The sequence below is a fragment of the Psychrobacter sp. N25K4-3-2 genome (assembly GCF_015351755.1).
Taxonomy (GTDB): domain Bacteria; phylum Pseudomonadota; class Gammaproteobacteria; order Pseudomonadales; family Moraxellaceae; genus Psychrobacter; species Psychrobacter glaciei.
In genome coordinates, this window is record NZ_JADKLX010000001.1 from 1177113 (window position 1) to 1195354 (window position 18242).

At 44.6% G+C, this 18242-nt stretch carries 14 protein-coding genes; 8 read left to right on the top strand and 6 right to left on the bottom strand.

Annotated features, from left to right (window positions below; genetic code table 11):
• Positions 1-146: 146 nt before the first annotated feature.
• Positions 147-884 carry a heme exporter protein CcmB gene (locus IOD06_RS04750; protein WP_010201640.1) on the bottom strand — a complete coding sequence of 246 codons (738 nt, stop codon included), beginning with the start codon at positions 882-884 and terminating at the stop codon, positions 147-149.
• Positions 885-940: 56 nt separating this feature from the next.
• Positions 941-1570, bottom strand: coding sequence for a heme ABC exporter ATP-binding protein CcmA (ccmA, locus tag IOD06_RS04755; RefSeq protein WP_194619470.1), 630 nt, complete (start codon positions 1568-1570; stop codon positions 941-943).
• A gap of 133 nt (positions 1571-1703) precedes the next feature.
• Between ccmA and IOD06_RS04760 the strand changes: the two genes are divergently transcribed.
• From IOD06_RS04760 to IOD06_RS04770, 3 genes are all read left to right on the top strand, one after another.
• Positions 1704-2741, top strand: a complete 1038-nt coding sequence (locus IOD06_RS04760) for a hypothetical protein (protein WP_227669886.1) — start codon at positions 1704-1706, stop codon at positions 2739-2741.
• Between the two features lie 64 nt (positions 2742-2805).
• Entirely contained in the window at positions 2806-3639 is an 834-nt protein-coding gene (locus tag IOD06_RS04765; RefSeq protein WP_194619474.1) for a YbjN domain-containing protein, read from the top strand.
• 118 nt (positions 3640-3757) lie between these two features.
• Entirely contained in the window at positions 3758-4675 is a 918-nt protein-coding gene (locus IOD06_RS04770) for a histone deacetylase (protein ID WP_194619476.1), read from the top strand.
• A 48-nt stretch (positions 4676-4723) separates the two neighbouring features.
• Here IOD06_RS04770 and IOD06_RS04775 read toward each other — a convergent pair whose 3' ends face one another.
• Both IOD06_RS04775 and coaBC read right to left on the bottom strand, forming a co-directional pair.
• Entirely contained in the window at positions 4724-5506 is a 783-nt protein-coding gene (locus IOD06_RS04775; RefSeq protein ID WP_194619479.1) for a sulfite exporter TauE/SafE family protein, read from the bottom strand.
• A gap of 39 nt (positions 5507-5545) precedes the next feature.
• Positions 5546-6970, bottom strand: a complete 1425-nt coding sequence (gene coaBC / locus IOD06_RS04780) for a bifunctional phosphopantothenoylcysteine decarboxylase/phosphopantothenate--cysteine ligase CoaBC (protein WP_194619481.1) — start codon at positions 6968-6970, stop codon at positions 5546-5548.
• A gap of 128 nt (positions 6971-7098) precedes the next feature.
• Here coaBC and radC point away from each other — a divergent pair, with 128 nt between their 5' ends.
• From radC to IOD06_RS04795, 3 genes are all read left to right on the top strand, one after another.
• Positions 7099-7782, top strand: a complete 684-nt coding sequence (radC, locus tag IOD06_RS04785; RefSeq protein ID WP_189585640.1) for a DNA repair protein RadC — start codon at positions 7099-7101, stop codon at positions 7780-7782.
• Positions 7783-8321: 539 nt separating this feature from the next.
• The gene (locus tag IOD06_RS04790) at positions 8322-11219 is read left to right on the top strand and encodes an acyl-CoA dehydrogenase (RefSeq protein ID WP_194619483.1); all 2898 of its coding nucleotides are present in this window, start codon (positions 8322-8324) and stop codon (positions 11217-11219) included.
• Positions 11220-11684: 465 nt separating this feature from the next.
• Positions 11685-13061: a dicarboxylate/amino acid:cation symporter gene (locus tag IOD06_RS04795; RefSeq protein ID WP_194619485.1), complete on the top strand. Its 1377-nt coding sequence runs from the start codon at positions 11685-11687 to the stop codon at positions 13059-13061.
• A 489-nt stretch (positions 13062-13550) separates the two neighbouring features.
• Here the strand turns inward: IOD06_RS04795 and IOD06_RS04800 are convergent, their stop codons facing one another.
• On the bottom strand, positions 13551-14306 hold the full coding sequence (locus IOD06_RS04800; protein ID WP_189585651.1) for a TSUP family transporter: 756 nt from the start codon (positions 14304-14306) through the stop codon (positions 13551-13553).
• A 502-nt stretch (positions 14307-14808) separates the two neighbouring features.
• Here IOD06_RS04800 and nhaA point away from each other — a divergent pair.
• Both nhaA and IOD06_RS04810 read left to right on the top strand, forming a co-directional pair.
• Positions 14809-16008, top strand: a complete 1200-nt coding sequence (gene nhaA, locus IOD06_RS04805) for a Na+/H+ antiporter NhaA (RefSeq protein ID WP_189585653.1) — start codon at positions 14809-14811, stop codon at positions 16006-16008.
• Between the two features lie 89 nt (positions 16009-16097).
• Positions 16098-17429: an oxygenase MpaB family protein gene (locus IOD06_RS04810; protein WP_194619486.1), complete on the top strand. Its 1332-nt coding sequence runs from the start codon at positions 16098-16100 to the stop codon at positions 17427-17429.
• Between the two features lie 54 nt (positions 17430-17483).
• On the opposite strand, the gene IOD06_RS04815 is transcribed toward IOD06_RS04810, so the two are convergent.
• The gene (locus tag IOD06_RS04815) at positions 17484-18221 is read right to left on the bottom strand and encodes a CoA pyrophosphatase (protein WP_194619488.1); all 738 of its coding nucleotides are present in this window, start codon (positions 18219-18221) and stop codon (positions 17484-17486) included.
• Positions 18222-18242: the final 21 nt, after the last annotated feature.

Here is an 18242-nt window from a genome sequence, read left to right on the forward strand (position 1 = left end):
CTGCCGGCGTTAAACACTGGATAGAATCTACAAGTGATTGTTTGCTTAGTTAGCTGGCTATTATAGCAAAGTTGCCAGTTTTCAACATGCTGTTAATACATTGGGTTTAAACGACTGGGTTTTTGAGAATAAAGAAAGTCTACTGTTTAATTGAGCCATGACATTTTTAAGGTCATCGCAATCACCCATGGCATGATTAATACTGAAATAATACTCCCTGCCAATAATAATGCCAGTATCGGTAAACCGTTCAAACCAGTGGCAAATAAATCAACCGCACCTGTGGCAAAAATCAATACCGGCAATTGCATCGGCAAAGCAATCAAAGGCACCAGCACCGCGCCATTCTTTAATGACAGCGTCAAACTACTGGCAACCGCTGATAACATCAATAGCATCGGACTGCCCGTCACAATAGAAGCCATCAATATCCACGCCTCAAACCAGCTAAGCTGAAACAATGGCACGGCAAGCAAACTCAGCGCTGCCACAATACCACTACTAAAAATCCAATGGATAACCAAACGAATCAACACCCATAACGGCAGCGACGCTTTTGCGACGACCAATTGCGCCAGCGTACCATTATCAAGGGCAGGCTTAAACAAGCCGTCGACACCCATTACCAGTGACAACAGAGCGGCAATCCACACTGCCGACACGCCAAGGCGCTGCAATAGCGCAGGCTCACTACCAACCGCTAGCGGGAATAAGGTAATAATCACTAAGAACAGCACCAAAGGGTACAACCACTGTACCGCTCCTTGCTGCTTCACGTGCCACTCGCGCCGCCATAACTGCACAAAGCTGATACCGCGTGCAGCCGATGCACTAACGTTTGAGCTTTTATTCGCTACTTGTACTGGATTGTCTGTTTCTATCATTTATTCGCTCTTCTACGGATGCTTGGCACATTTATACTGATGACACGCCCTAGCATTCAAACCATATAACCGGATAAATCGAGCACTTGATTGGCCACGCCGACTGCCTGATGACTGGTCATTAATATAGCGCCGCCCATGTTGGCAAATTCGCGTAATCTGTCTTCCATTCGCGCCACCATATCGACATCAAGAGCAGTAAAAGGCTCATCAAGTAGCCATAACGGTGTCACCTCAGGGGTCAATAAATAAAGCCGTGCAAGGGTGATACGGCGGGTTTGTCCAGCAGATAAATGGCTTGAGCTAATCGTCTCAAAGCCTTGCAGTCCGACCCAAGCTAAAGCGGCATCAATATCAACAACACTTGGGCTGATGCCGTATAAATTCAGCAAAAAGGTCAGATTTTGCGCGACCGTCAAATTTGGATGTATGCCCAACTGATGCGACACATATAAAGGCTGAACCGGTAAACTGGCTGTTCCTTGATAGTAAACTTGACCTTCCAACACTGGTAATAATCCAGCCAGCTGCATCAGTAGCGTCGTTTTGCCCGTACCATTAGCACCAATCAAGTGACAAATACTGCCCGCAGGTAAATCGAGCGCAACGCCTTCACATAGAGGGATTTCACCGCGCTGAACGGTCAGCTCATCAAGCGTAAGTAAGGCGGTATTCAGAGCTGTCATTCAAACCTCTCATTATTTATCAAGCAGCAGTCAATATTCGTCACCAACAAATATCATGTTCGTGGCATAATACTTTATGCTTACCCCAACCACACAGTATAACAAATTGTCGATAACTATGACCTCAAAACCTATGCAGACTTCAAAAGATAGCCAAAACTTAGATACGCCAGCGCTAACAATAGACAGCTTAGTCGACGCGCAAGTTGCGTTTATGCAGCAATGGTTACGCACGCAAGCAGAACCGCTAAGCATTGAGGCTTGGCAGTGGTTTGCTGCCCAGCCATTGAATAAATATGTCAGCGCCGATGATTTGCAACATCTGATCAACGATTGGCTACTTAACCAGCCGATGACGGATGTGATACGTAAAGATATTCGCGATATCTTGCATACGATTATTTATCATCCAGTCAATGACAATGTGCCGTTGTCTGAGCTGGTGGATGACACTCAAGTGCAGACCCTAGCCGATTATGTGGGTAGCCATGAGCAGCAGCGTAATATCTTGATTCATACGCTGGTCGGCAACGAGACTTTTGCAGATTTGCTGACGCAAACGCTCTATCACGCGATTAACGACTTTATGGAAACCACGCTGGATAAAGCAGGCGCTGCTGGCAAACTGATGAAGTTTGGGCGCAGCTCTTTTGAAAAGGCGACCAATAGAAATCTTGATGAAAAATTACAGACGTATTTGCACCGTAATATTAAAGACTTAGCACGTCGTGCAGAAGCCAATGCCCAAGAGCATTTATCAAATGACGAAGTCGCTCGGTTGCTAGTAAGCGGTTGGGCAAGAATCAAAGATCAGCCGATTAGCCAACTACAAAATTATTTAAGTGATGAGCCTGGTAATAGTAGTATCGAGCATATCGAAGCCAGCATCCAACAGAGCTACAACCGCCTGCGCATGTCACCTTATCTGCACAGCCTCGTGTCAGCCAGCATCGATACGTGGTATGCCAACCATCAAGGCGATAGCATGGCAACGGTAGCCGCGAGTTTATATATAGATGAGCAAGCCATGACGCAATTGAGTACCGCTCTATTGCCTATGATACATGATGCCATTGAAAGCGAGTGGTTTACAGCGCATATACGTGAGATGTTGCAAGCATTTTATGCACAGCCCTCTATCAAAGAGGGTTTGATGTTTAACAATAAGTAACTGACTGTTTTTTACTTAGTGGTCAGTTTTTAATATCATCCATTTACTTGTCAGCACAATACTTATGAGTCAACGTAACAAACTCAGCTTGTGGCAAAAACTCAAACGGTTACTGACTGCCTCAGCACCGCAGTCTGTTGTCGATGGCGCAAACTCGTCGACGCAGTCATCAGCGGCTGACGATGACATTGATCTTGATCTGATGCAGGCCGGAATCTCTAGCGCCAACACTCGTAATAGCGATGAGGCAAATACGGCTGACTCTACTGGCAGTTTTTTCGGTCAGCGTGATAATAATGACAGCGAGCGCTCTCAAGCTGAGGCAAAATTAAAAGCATCACAACACGAGCCTAATGACACTTCCATTGTCGATTGTCTGAAACAGTACTTTAATGATAAGCAATGGCACTATACTCACTATCGTCCCCAAACCAGTGGCGATAAAAGCAGTGACAGCCAAACAACGCATCATTTGTCGCTGAGAATGCGTCATAAACAACTGAACTGCGGCTATCTATTTCGGGTGCAAGAAAAAACCAAGCTACTGGCAGTCTATGGCATTTTGCCATTTTTAATACCAGAAAGTCATCAAAGTGCCGCGATGCTACTGATTACTCAGATCAATTATGACATGCTGATTGGTAACCTAGAAATGGATATCAACGATGGCGAGATACGCTATAAACACGCTGTCGATGTCGAAACCGTCGGTATTAATGACGAAATCATCGAGCATTTACTACAAAGCGTTATTGCAATGACCACTGTGGCGAATGAGCTGTTTAGTGATTTGCTCAATAACCAAGATCCTGCTGAAGACATGCAGACTTTACTAATAGAGCTGCGTCAACAATCAGATTCTAAAACCTTCTTTTTGCCAACACAGTTTGTTCAGTAATCAACTGATCACAATAGATATTGGCGGTTTTTACAATTTCTCACCAATACCTTACTTTCAAAGCGCTTAAACCTATCTATCCTTAAAACCCCTCTCAACCAAGACATCCTTTAACGCTATGCTCAAAATTGCTTACTCTGATATTTTTAGATATGCCGTGCCTGAAAAGCACCGTTTTCCCATGCAAAAATACACCATGATTCCTGAGCGGCTATTGGCTGAAGGCACTATCAGTACGGTTAATTTTTTTGCGCCTGCACGATTAAGCGAAGAAGAGATTTTGACCACTCATACTATGGACTATTGGTATAAGCTTAAAACCCAAACCTTACCGCGCAAGGAAGCACGCCCTATCGGCTTTGAGATGACTGAAGCTTTAGTCGATCGTGGTCGTCATATTGCCCATGCGACTTATGAATGTGCGCTTTATGCTCAGCAATATGGCGTGGCGATGAATGTTGCCGGCGGTACGCACCATGCGTTTGCTGATCATGGCGAGGGCTTTTGCGTGTTTAATGATGTTTGTATTGCGAGTAATTTATTATTAAATCGTGGACAGGCGCAAAAGATTTTGGTGGTCGATTTGGATGTGCATCAAGGCAACGGAAATGCAAGTATCATGACGAATGAGCCACGGGTTTTTGTGTTTAGTATGCATGGCGCCAAGAACTATCCATTTCGCAAAGAACTATCTGACCTAGATATTGAACTTGCCAATGATACCGGTGATGCTGAGTATTTACAGATATTAGAGGACACGCTACCGCGCTTAATTAGCGACGTTGCACCAGATATGATCTTTTATCAGTCTGCTGTCGATGTACTGGCGACCGATAAGTTGGGAAAACTTGGGCTGACGATAGAAGGTTGTAAGGCGCGTGATGAATATGTGTTACGCCAAGCAAAAGCCGCTAAAATTCCTATCGCTATCGTGATGGGTGGCGGCTATTCAGAAGATATTGAAGATGTGGTTGAAGCGCACTGCAATACGTTTCGTTTGGCACAACAGATATTTTTTGATGAAATAACAGAATAACGCACGCATAAAATAGCATCTAAACAGCCAGCTGCCTCGCGAGCTATTTTATAAAAATGCTACAATTCCTTGCCAGCCGACACGCAGCCCAAGCACCGTGAGAATCAATAAAATAAGCTGACGAAATCGTGCTTGTGGTAAATAACGACGTAAGCGGATACCAACTAAAAGCGCGGCAATAGATAAAACACTGAGCAAAGTAATCAGCTGCCATTCACCACTGCTGAGCGCCATAATAGGCTCACGCAATACAATGATTTGGGCAATTTTTCCTAAGAAATAGCACATGTTGCCGACTTTAGCGATGGTATTTTTATCATCGCTGGCAGACAGTAGATACATCATCAATATGGTCGACATGGCATTGGTCGAGCCGCCAATCACACCTGCACTAAAGCCAACGATGATTAATACAGGCTTGGTAGCAGGTAGCCGGAGTTGCTTACCAAGCAAGCTGCTTATGACGTAAAAACCAATAACCGCTGCCAATAGCAATAAAATATATGCGCTATCGACCCATAGCAAGAGCTTCGCGCCTAGAATACTACCAAGTAAGCTGGTCAACGCCAGTAACCAATAGCGCCTGCCGTAATAGATGAAATTTTGCCAGATCGTGCGCCCGCCACCCGCGAGCCAAGTCATGGCATTAAGCAATAACGAGGGGAAGATAACTAGCACAATGGCATGTGGTAACGGGTAGATGCTAGCAAGCGCAGTGGTCGTCACCAACGTCACACCCAGCCCACTAATACCATGTAGCAACGATGCCAGCGCAAAGATTACCATCAGTAACAACGTCTGGGTGCTATCACTATCCATTATATTAGCCATAACTATTAAGACCTAACATCTGGATTAAGAGTGACATAACTAGGCACTGTGACCATTGTGGCGTTGCCATATTGTCTCACCAATGATGCCAGCCAACTGCTCAGCAATCTTATCTTTGCTCGCCTTCTCCAGCGTCACTGCCGCTTGCTCATAGCGCTCAGAGAAAAACACTTGCATAGCATTGTCGTCACTAGCAAAGCCAATGTCTGCTCGTGAGACATCATTACAAGCGATCAAATCTAAATCTTTAGCCACCAGCTTACCGCGAGCATAGCGCTCGATATCTTGCGTTTCTGCCGCAAAACCAACGACAAACAGCTCTGGATGAGCAAGCGAAATGGTCGCTAAGATATCAGGGTTTTTGACCAAACTCAGCGTCATGGCATCTTGGGTTTTTTTAATTTTTTGCGGGGCAGCTTCTTCAGTACGATAGTCGGCGACAGCCGCAGTGGCAATAAAGATATCCGCCATTACATTTTGAGTCTCGCTATGAGCATGATGCTTATTGTCAAGCTCATGGCTGTGGTTATGGCTACGATCATCACCGCAATCACACTCACTATGATGTTCATGATGATGCGCATGTTCATGGCTGTGATCGTGAGAATGATCGTGGGAATGGTCATGCTCATCTTCAGGCACATACTGTAGCGCACTGTGCGTACCATCCACACATTGCTGTACAGCAATTAGCATCTCTTGCGCGGACAACACATCAATACGCGTGACATTGAGCGGTGTGGGCAGTGCCACTTTGCCACCGGCAATCAAAATAACGTCTGCACCAGCAGCCACGCAAGCACGCGCTAATGCAAAGCCCATTTTGCCAGTCGAGTGATTAGACAAATAGCGTACCGGATCAATCGCTTCGACAGTTGGTCCAGCAGTAATCACCACTCTTTTACCTACCAATAATTGCGGCGTGGTTTGCATCGCATTGAATAATAATACTTCTGCCAATAGCTGCTCAGGTTCAGGCAAACGACCTGCCCCCACATCACCACACGCTTGCTCACCGCTAGCGGGCTGGATGATTTGATAATTCATATCATGTAGGGTCTGAACGTTCAGATTCACCGCTGGATGCGCCCACATTTGCTGGTTCATCGCTGGAGCAATAATAACGGGAGCCGTCGTTGCTAAGCACACAGTCGCCAACAAATCATCAGCCATACCCATCGCGAGGCGAGCCAGTGTATTGGCAGAGGCTGGCGCAATGACGATCAAGTCCGCCCACTTAGCAAGCTCAATATGACCCATCCCCGCTTCTGCTTGCTCATCTAACAAGGAGATATGCACCTCATTACCGGTCAATGCCTGTAGGGTCAATGGCGTAATAAAAGCCTGCGCACCTGCGGTCATAATGACACGCACATCAAAGCCTGCCTTGATTAGCAGACGGGCAAATATAGCAGATTTATAAGCGGCGATACCGCCGGTGATAGCAAGGATAACATTCGACATAAGCGTGGCATCAGTAAAAAAATTGAAAGATAAAATTGCGCTTATAGTAACAATTATGAGATAAGTTGGGTAACGTTTTCCGCATTTATATCATATATCTAGCATCCAACCCTCATTAAGGAGTGACAATGGCGATTAAAGACTGGCATGAAGATGATAGACCACGAGAAAAACTGCTAAAATTTGGTGCCGCTCATTTAACAGATGCTGAGATATTGGCGATATTTTTACGCACTGGCACGCAGTCGCAGTCGGCAATTGAGCTGGCACGTCATCTGATCGATCAGTTTGGCAGTCTTGCCGAACTCTTAGCAGCGCCGCCACAGACTGTGCTTGCTTGTCATGGTATCGGCCCTGCCAAGTACGCACAGATATTGGCGTCGCTTGAGATGGGTACGCGTTATCTAGACAGTAAGCTAAAGACAGGTCAAGCACTGGGACGCTCACAAGTCGTCAAGGACTATATCAGCACTCAATTGCGCGGTGAGCACCGTGAAGTATTTGCCGTCCTTTGCTTAGACAATGCGCTAAACCTGCTAAACTTTGAAATACTGTTTACTGGCGGTATTTCGTCGTGCTCGGTCTGTATCAAACACGTACTCCGTCATGCGTTGAGCCATGCTGCCAGTCAACTCATCGTCGCGCACAACCATCCGCATACCGATGCGACCCCTTCAACGGCAGACAATCTATTGACCTACGAGCTAAAGAAAGCCTGCGATTTAATAGACTTGTCCTTGATTGACCACATCATCGTTGGACGCAATCAGACATTATCTTATGCCGAAAGCTGCTTAGCGCCTTTCGATTAATCGAAAAATATTCGAGTAAAGAGTTATACACCATACTTCAAGCGAGTTAACGCCACAATACTTTGATAATGAACACGCAGTTATCTTGAATCAATTATAACGCTGGTTTATTGAAGATATATCTAGAATATGATACATATCCTCGACACAGAATAGCACTTTCGCTATTGATAGTTATCGATAACTATTTCATATTAGTAGCTAACTTTCGCTCAGTTATTTATATTTTGATTCATTAGTTTTTGTAGAGCATCAAATGTATATTTCTAATGGTCAGCAATCCTAGTTTTATCGCATTTTTTTGACTCAAGAACGATTCTTTGAGTCAGAATGACGTTGTGATAGACGTTTATAAGTTTGTTCACCAATAGATTTTTAATATGATTGCTATAAAAATAATGACATTGTTTATTTTAAAAGGTTTTAGATTCAAAGTTAATTGATTTAAAACCCATTATTTTAAATAAAATGCTTTCTTAATATAATCTCTTTCTGAGCTTTACCTCATTTTCCAGTTAGGTTTTACCAAGGAGACAGTCATGGCAGTTGGCTTATTTATTTTGGCAGTAATCATACAGTTAGCCACAGTTTTGGCCATCTTTTTGCTGTCTCTATCGCGCGTCACTGGTAGTATCGTCGCCATTATTACCGTGGTCGTGACCGCCATTATCAGTCCATGGTCACTTATTTTAGGCATACCGATATTGCTATTGTGTTTGGTGCTGCTTGTCGCGCCTATCCGTCAGTCATTGATTACCAAGCCTGTCTATAAGATACTCGCTGGCGCAATGCCAAGCATGAGTGATACTGAGCGTGAAGCTCTCGATGCGGGTACGAGCTGGTGGGAAAAAGAGCTATTCATGGGTTCGCCGAACTGGGACACTTTTGCCAATTACCCATATCCAAAACTGTCAGAAGAAGAGCAAAGCTTTATAGACAATGAAGTAGAAGTTCTGTGTGCCATGCTTGATGAATGGAAAATTCAGCATGAAGATAAAGACCTGTCGCCCGAAGCGTGGCAATTTATCAAGAGTAATGGCTTTTTGGGCCTGATTATTCCTAAAGAATTTGGTGGTCTTGAGTTTAGCTCGTATGCCCAAAGTCGGGTAATGAGTAAAATTGCCTCGCGCTCACCGACCGCAGCCGTGACCTGTATGGTGCCAAACTCGCTCGGCCCTGGTGAGCTGCTCATGCATTATGGGACGGACGCGCAAAAACAACGCTGGCTACCCGGTTTAGCAAAAGGCGAAGAAGTGCCATGCTTTGGTCTAACTGGCCCTGAGGCCGGTTCGGATGCTGGCGCTATTCCTGATACGGGTGTGGTGTGTTACGGGACTCACGAAGGCGAGCAAATGCTTGGTCTGCGTATGAATTTCTCTAAGCGCTGGATTACCCTTGCCCCTATCGCTACTGTGGTTGGGTTGGCATTTAAAATGCACGATCCCGAAGGTCTGCTTGGTGACCCTAACAAAACCGATTATGGCATTACGTGTGCGTTGGTTCCTGCTAGCCACGAAGGGGTCATCACAGGGCCGCGTCATAACCCAATCGGCTCACCATTTATGAATGGTACGGTCGATGGCACAGACGTCTTTATCCCACTAGATTATATCATCGGTGGTGTTGAAAACGCTGGGCGCGGTTGGCGCATGCTGATGGAATGTCTGGGTGTGGGTCGCGGTATCTCTCTACCAGCCTTATCCACTTCAGCAAGTGAGATGACTTATCTGTCGGTTGGTGCGTTTGCCAAAGTTCGTGAGCAGTTCAAGATATCAGTAGGTAAATTTGAAGGTGTACAAGACGCAACCAGCCGTATGGCAAGTAATACTTATATGTTAGAAGCGTTCCGTCATTTGGTCACTTGCGGACTCAACCAAGGTGGTACGCCATCGGTTATGACGGCAATGGCAAAATACTATGCGACAGAAACTATGCGCAGTGTAGTCAACGATGGTATGGATGTCGTCGGTGGACGCGCTGTACAAATGGGGCCACGTAACTTTTTGGCGACGCCATACCAAGCGATTCCCGTTTCTATCACTGTTGAAGGTGCCAACATCTTAACGCGTTCTTTGATGATCTTTGGTCAAGGGGCGATGCGTTGTCATCCGTATTTATTTGACGAATTACAACTCTTGCAAAGTGAAGACAAAGAATCTGCGACCAAAGAGTTCGATACGTTATTCTTTAAACATTTGGGTTATACCTTTAACCGCGGGGCAAAAGCCTTTATCGCTGGTTATATTGGTGGCAGTAGCGATGCGCCAAGCTTTGCCGATGACTTTACCCGCCCTTATTACAAACATATCAACCGTCTAAGTGCTAGCTTTGCCTTGACAGCTGACATGGCCTTAGGATTGTTAGCTGGTGACTTGAAGCGCAAAGAGATGCTCTCTGGTCGTTTGGCAGATATTCATGGTCACTTGTTCATTGCGACCGCGATTTTGCAGTTTTATGAGCACGGCAGCAAATCAGAAGCCGAGCGCTTACATGCCGAGGTCGCGCTACAAAACAGCCTCTATACCATTCAAGAAGCCTTTGTTTCTTTCTTTGCCAACTTCCCAAATCGTATGGCGGCGGGTGTCGTCAGCTTTGTGACTTTCCCGAGTGGTCGCATCTTTACTCCAGCGAGCGATGAGCTAAAAACCAAACTGGGTGATGTGTTTATGGATGACCATGAAGCCAACCCATTCCGTGATTATCTCAAGACCATGGTCTATTATAATACCTTGCCTGATGATGTCAGCGGTCGCATGGAGCATGCGTATCAAACCTTACTTGACATTGAACCCTTGTGGCAGAAATTCAAAAAAGCAGAGCATAAAGACAGCTTTGAAGGCTTAACCTTCGAAGATCATGTGGTCTATGCCAGCCAAAATGGTGATATCACTGAAGAAGAAGCTGAAAAACTGATTCAATATAATGGGCTACGGTTTGATTCATTATTAACAGATGTGTTCGATGGACATCTATTGAAAGCACAAGAGCGTGAAAACCCACATACCCTAGAGAACGCCGTGCACAAGCTGACTGATTATGCGCAGCTAAAAAATGAGGCCCAAGCAAAAAATGGCACAGCGTCTAGCAGCTCGATGGTAGCCACAGATCCTCAAGATCAAACGGGTGATGCCAACCCTGATCACGGCTATGAGAGCGATGGCGATGTAAAAATGGTGGACGAGCAAAGTACCGTCGAAGAAGTACGCGGGCAAACGCATTTTGAGGCATCTGATCCAGAAGCAGAAGCACTTGACCCTCGTTATCGTGATGCCGAATCAACGCTTAACCAGCGTATGAGCTATAATCATGGTCTGAATAAAACAGACTCTGAAGTATCTAACGATTCAGAGTCTACTTCAACCAATACTCAATCTGAGGTAGTCAAGGACAGCAAATGGCAAGATGGCCTCCGTCGTGATGAAAGCGACAAGGTCTAAAGGTGTAAGGTCTAAAGGTACAGGCAATCACTGACAGGCGTCTATTTATGATAGATATCGCTTTAACCTTTTAATCATACGAAACCCTTACTGTCAAAAAGTTATTTAAATCAATCAGATAAATAAGCACAAGCGAGACCGTCTAAAATAGGCGGTCTCGCTTTTTTTGCCAAAAAAATTGCCGTCTATATTTACTATTTAACATGTACTTTACTCGCATTTAAGGTCTTTATTATGACAATAAAATAAGTGAAACGGAAAAAATTGCTAATGTCACGATATTTAAATGATAAAAAAATCTTGCAGTACCCTTAACAATTATTTTATATTGTCAAAAAAACTGACACTAAGTAATACACAAAAACATATAGACGTAACACCATCAGGCGTTGAGACAACAATCATAGACATATTGATTTATTGCCGTACTGACTACTGAGCGTTGCATATAAAAGGATAGAGGTTATGTGGAAAAATATGGGACTGACGGGCAAGATCATGGTTGCCATGGCGCTCGGTATCATACTGGGTTTGTTTATAAACTATTCAGGACTAAACGCAGAAGGCGGCTTTGTTAATACGTATATTACAAATGGCTTCCTCGCTATTATTGGCAAGCTATTTGTTAACTCACTCAAAATGTTGGTCGTACCGCTAGTACTTATCTCATTGATTTGTGGTGTGTGCGGTATTGGTGATATTCGTCTGCTTGGTCGTATCGGTACCAAAACCTTTATGATTTATATGTTCACCACCGCGCTTGCTATTGCGACGGCGATTGGACTTGGCTCGCTATTTGGTATCGGCAAGGGCATGAACATTGGCACTGACGCCACTTTTGAAGCAGCATCAGCGCCGCCATTGCTTGATGTTTTCTCAAACATCATCCCATCCAACCCGATCAGCGCGATGGCAAATGGTGATATGTTATCGATTATTTTCTTTGCGATTCTCATCGGTGTCAGTATTCTGATGGTTGGTAAGCCTGCCAAAGGCTTGGTACAAAGCTTAGAGTTAATTAATGAAGTCATCTTGAAGATGGTGACTATCATTATGAACCTTGCCCCATATGGTGTCTTTGCTCTATTGACCAAGGCAATGGCTGAGCTTGGTTTAGATTTAATTTGGTCATTACTTGGTTATGTTGCGGTATTGGTCGGTTCATTGGCCTTCCATTTCTTTATCACCATGATGATTGTACTTAAGCTTGCTTCAGGCTTGTCTATCAAGACCTTTTTGGCAAAAATGCGCGAAGTTCAGATCTTTGCTTTTAGTACGTCAAGCTCAAACGCGACGATTCCTATTACCTTGCGTACCGTTACCAAGCGTATGGGTGTGAATAACTCTGTTGCTTCGTTTACCGTTCCTTTTGGTGCCACCATTAACATGGATGGTACAGCTATCATGCAAGGTACTGCGACCATCTTCATTGCCAATATTTATGGTATTGATTTGGGCGTGACCGAGTATCTAACGGTTATTTTGATGTCGGTCTTGGCGTCTGTTGGTACGGCTGGTGTACCAGGTGTTGGTCTGATCATGCTCTCTATGGTATTTGCTCAAGTTGGCTTACCAATCGAAGGTATTGGCTTGATCTTAGGTGTGGATCGTATCCTCGATATGTTACGTACTGCTGTCAACGTTGGTGGTGATGCGGCAGTAACTGCCATCGTAGCAAAATCAGAAGGCAAAATGGATCTGGCTATTTATAACGATCCTAACGCTGGCGCGAAAGACGTATTTGACGGTCATATTGATGAAGACAACGAGCGTGAATTCTCTGAAGTCTTTAGTGATGGCATCATGGGTAGTGAGTATGATGATGTAGATCGTCGTCGCTAATCAACACTGCTATAGTCATTCCACTATAAAAGTATTACAGCGTTAACCTCGCTTGAAGTATCACATATACATCTACACTCGGTTGCCTTGTACTACTTTTAAATTGAATCGACTATAAATAGACGTTCATAAAATAAAAAACCTCAGCCAAATCGGCTGAGGTTTTTTTGAGACATATAAGGTTATTTATTAGGGTCTGTTGAACATTCAAATGTGGCACTGGCAGTGTCTATTTTTTAGGCAATATGCAGTGAAATTTTTGACGCCTAGTCATTCTAGGGTAGACAATTTCGCCATATATTGGCAAAAAATAGCCCTGCCCCTGCTTGTATACTTGGGGCTGATGCTAAAATCACCCCAAACGTTGTTGTAAACCTAGCTAAGGTCTCGACATTATCGTCAGTTTACACCTGATTTGATAAAACGTTTGATGCGATTTTAGCAATCAGCAGTCCTAATATTTGAATGTTCAACAGACCCTATTGTTGTTTAACCAAAAACGTATTTGGTCAACATGGCAAAACACACCAATACAATCATCGGACGAATCAGCTTACTACCGCCTTTAACCACCATGTGCGAGCCAAAATACGCACCTATCGTTTGCCCAACCATCATTGCTAGCCCAACTTTCCACAATACATTACCGCCCAAAATAAAGAAAATCAGCGAGCCAATATTGGTCGATAAGTTCAAGACCTTTGCCGCGCCTGTCGCTTCAATGATCTGACGACCGCGCAAAGCCACATTACCAAGCGCAAAGAACATGCCAGTTCCTGGGCCGATATAACCATCATAAAAACCAATTAAAGGTGCCACGACTTTTTGCCATTTGCCTTCTGAGATACGCGGTGCGGCTTCTACCTCACCAAGTCTGGGTGCAAATAGCGTATAGAGACCAATCGCTGCGATTAAAAACGGAATCAGCTTTTCGAGCAAATCAGGTGGTGACATCTGTACGGCGATCGTACCGATAACTGAACCGATAAAAGCAGCAATAATGGCCACCTTGATGCGTTGTGGCTTGACGACCCCTTTTCTAATCATCGTAATGGACGCTGCTAACGCACCTGAAGCGGCTTGCAGCTTGTTAGTGCCCAGCGTTAGCACTGGGGGAATATTGGCCAGTAGCATGGCTGGTATGGTCAATAAGCCACCACCACCTGCGATAGCGTCAATAAAACCTGCCAGCGCTGCCACGGCTGTCAGCATTAAAATAATCTCTAGAGAGAATGATAAGTCCATAACACCGACCTGTAAACTTTATGATGAAAAATGAAGAAGCCATAAGAACTGGCTTTAAGAACTGAGAATAAATCATCACTACTAGTGTTGCTACCAACTTTGCTAGTAGCTAGCCAATAGTACTGCTGATATGTATCAAAGCTGTGACAGAACACTGCGTAATGCCGCTCATTATAGAGATAAAAGACTAAAAAAAGCCAAAAACGAGCTGAAGTCTGCTAGATTTGTCTAACAGGTTATTGAAATATTTAAGAATAATATTTTTATCAATGACAGATTTTATGATTTATTCCTGCTTTGCCTCTCGCCATAGCGCTGGCATTTCGCTCTTATTGATAGGGTAAGATAGGTTTATGGTTTCAGTTTTACAGATTTTGTTGTGTATATGAATGAGATTATGAGAAACTGTTAACGTCTATCTGCGACACTGTCCAATTTAACAGTATAGATACTTGAGGTTATTGCATTATTTAGCAAATTGTATTTAGTAAATGAGGATGATATGGCAATAAAAAGAATTAAGGCATTTTTCGAATTTGAGGCAGCAGGCGGTATCGTTTTAGCATTGGCTGCCATTGCTGCAATGATCATTGCCAATAGCCCCCTCAGTGTTTGGTATGAGGCTTTTATTCATGCCCCTGTATCCATTCGTATTGGCGAATTTGGTATTGCCAAAGATGCCAGTCATTGGATCAATGATGGTCTGATGGCTATTTTCTTTTTCTTAGTCGGACTTGAGCTAAAGCGTGAAGTCTTGATTGGTGAGCTCTCTAACATTAAGCAGATTATCCTGCCTGCTGGAGCGGCACTGGGTGGCATGATTATGCCCGCCATTGTCTATTTGCTCTTTAACTATAATGAACCTGATTTTTGGAAAGGTTGGGCGATCCCTGCGGCGACAGACATCGCTTTTGCTTTGGGTATCTTAAGCCTGCTTGGCAATCGTGTACCAAACTCATTAAAGGTGTTTTTGGTGTCTATTGCTATTTTTGATGATATTGGTGCCATTTTAATCATCGCCTTATTTTATACCAACGACTTGTCACTGGGCTCATTAGCTGTCGCTGGTTTGTGTCTACCGTTTTTATACTTACTCAATCGTCGCAATGTGACGAGCATCACCCCTTATCTACTTATCGGCGTGATTATGTGGATTGCGGTACTCAAATCTGGTATTCATGCGACATTGGCAGGGGTGGTGTTAGCCCTATTTATTCCTATGTTCGATCGTACTGATCCTGAGCACTCGCCAGTAGAAGAGCTAGAACACGATCTACACAACACCGTTGCCTTTGGTATTTTGCCCCTGTTTGCGTTTGCCAACTCGGGTATCTCGCTCAAAGGTGCAGGCTTCGCTGAATTATTTCACTCAGTGCCGCTAGGTATCGCCGCTGGTCTTTTCATCGGTAAGCAACTGGGCGTAATGATAATGTGCTGGTTAATCTTTAAACTTGGCATCTCGACCATGCCAAGAGGGATGAACTTTAAGCAAATCTACGGTGCATCCTTACTATGCGGGGTTGGTTTTACCATGAGTTTGTTTATCGGTGGCTTAGCATTCGCAGGCGACACGACCTTATTCGATGAGCGTTTGGGTATTATCATGGGTTCAATTGTCTCTGGTATCGCCGGTTACATGATGCTCAAAGCAACGCTAAAAGAAGACATTAACAGTACCTCGGTAGATCTAACCCGTCATTAATTCGATTGATGGGTTAATGAGGCAATGAGGCAATGAGGCAATTGATAAGCAACAGACGCACGCGATAGATGATAGGTGTAGAGATAAATATGAACAAAAAGCACAATGGTTTAGATTTAGACACCTATCATCAGTCGGCAACTTCTTATCAGCGTCATGGTCGTACCACTGCTGTCGATGATCATAGTGACTTACAGGTCCTAAAGCGCATTAAGCGTTATTTATTACCAAAAGACTTTGCCATCTCGCAAGACTTATTAAACGAGATAGTCGCGGGCTATGATATCGGTGATCCATTCGCAGATGATTTAGCGGCTGACGGTATTCGTTTTTCTAAACCCTTACAGCACATCATTCTTGACGATACTCCGACCTATGACCCCATAACCCACTCTTCGTTTAGCGCCTTAACTGAACAATTTAGCAGCCATCCAGATTGGTTTGATCCTAAGCTTGCGCAAATTGGCGCAGTCGCCTATCGACGTTATCCGCTGATGCTTATTTGGCTACTTCGTAACGTCGCGCTGATGGCTGGCTATAGCATCCCTGCCCTTTCCTTGCCTTTGATTCAAACCGGTGCTTTGATGCACGATGCGCTACCGCGATTGATGCGTACTTATGCTTACATTTTAGCGGTCTCTGAGCATCCACAATCAACTGCAAATATGGCTAACGACCGCCAGCCCATCGAGCAAGTGCTAGCGATTGGCTCTGAAGGGTGGCGGCAGTCCATTCAGGTACGGCAAATCCATACACTGGTGCGGCAAAACCTGCTTAAAGGTAAAGGGAATGCTGCTAAAGGCGTCATAGCAAATGCCGACCAGCATCATAATCCAGATGGCAGCTGGAACACGGATTACTGGGGTCTTCCTATTAATCAGACCGACATGATTGCTACCCATTTGCAGTTTTCGTTGTTGATTATGCGCGGCCTACGCCTACTGGGTGCACGCATCAGCCCTGAGGAAGGAGAAGGGATTTTGCATTTATGGAATCTGGCCAGCTACTGGATGGGCGTTGATTTAGAGCGCTTGCCAAAAGATGAAGCGGCTTGCTGGGAGTGGTTATATACTTATTTATCGATTCAACAGCTTGATTTTAAGATGGGACAGCCATTAGCAAAAGCCCTGCATGATTTGCCGCGCCAACTGATGGGAGAAGACAATCGCCGTGGACGTTTTGTTGAGATGGTCAATGCCAGTGTGACACGGATGCTAGTCGGTGATGATATCGGTGATGGCTTGGATTTGCCCAAATCGAAAATCCGCTTTGGCGTCTTATCTTCAGTACCGATTCTCTTTGCTCTCGATACGGCGCGCCAGCACAATCAAGCTGTGGCGCATAAATTAGAAGCCTTCCGTGCCAAACGGCAAGACAATATGAATTGGTGGCTCAAAAAAAATGACGACTACTATAAGTAATGATGACTAGGGTCTGTTGAACATTTTAAGCGAAAAACTCAACTGCCCTGCGTGTTAATTGCGCGTATCTTGTATACGGTAATACCATTCAAGCTGCCGATCAAACCCCGTTTCTAATAAGCTAGCGATGACTCGTCCTGTTAAACCCCATACTGTTTCACCATCCACTTGCCAGCTGGGCGTAAGGATGGTCGCCATTTGATCTTGCATCGCATATTCTATCGCATACTCTACGGTGGGCTGAGTTAATAAGGTTTCAAAATCTGCCCAAAAAATACGTGAGATTTCGCCAAGCTCAGGTACTAATACTAAATCTGGCGCAATAAGCGCGACAATCGGACGCACACTCATACCGCTTTTGGACGTTTGGATCGGCAATTGACCGAGTAGCTGGACTTTATTGGGTGGTAGCGCCGTCTCTTCGCAAGCCTCACGTAATGCGGTAACGACATTGTTACCATCGCCAGCTTCATGCTTACCGCCTGCACAAGATACCTCGCCAGCATGACTATTCATATGGGCAGCGCGGCGTGTCAATAGCAACTTAGGATGGCGTTCATGGGTGATGGCAACCAATACTGAGGCATCGGCAATGGGCGTCTGATATAGGCTGTCTAAAATGCGAGTACGACGAGAGGTGCCACAAGCGTTGTACATTGCTGGACTGGTGACAGCATTTAATGTCTCATGCTGCACTCGCTCTGCCAATTTTCTAATAGTGGGATAACGAATAAAGTCTGGCACAGCGACTGACAATTCATCAAAATTTACAGACTGCGGGGGAAGTAACATTATAATTGCCTTGTATTTTTA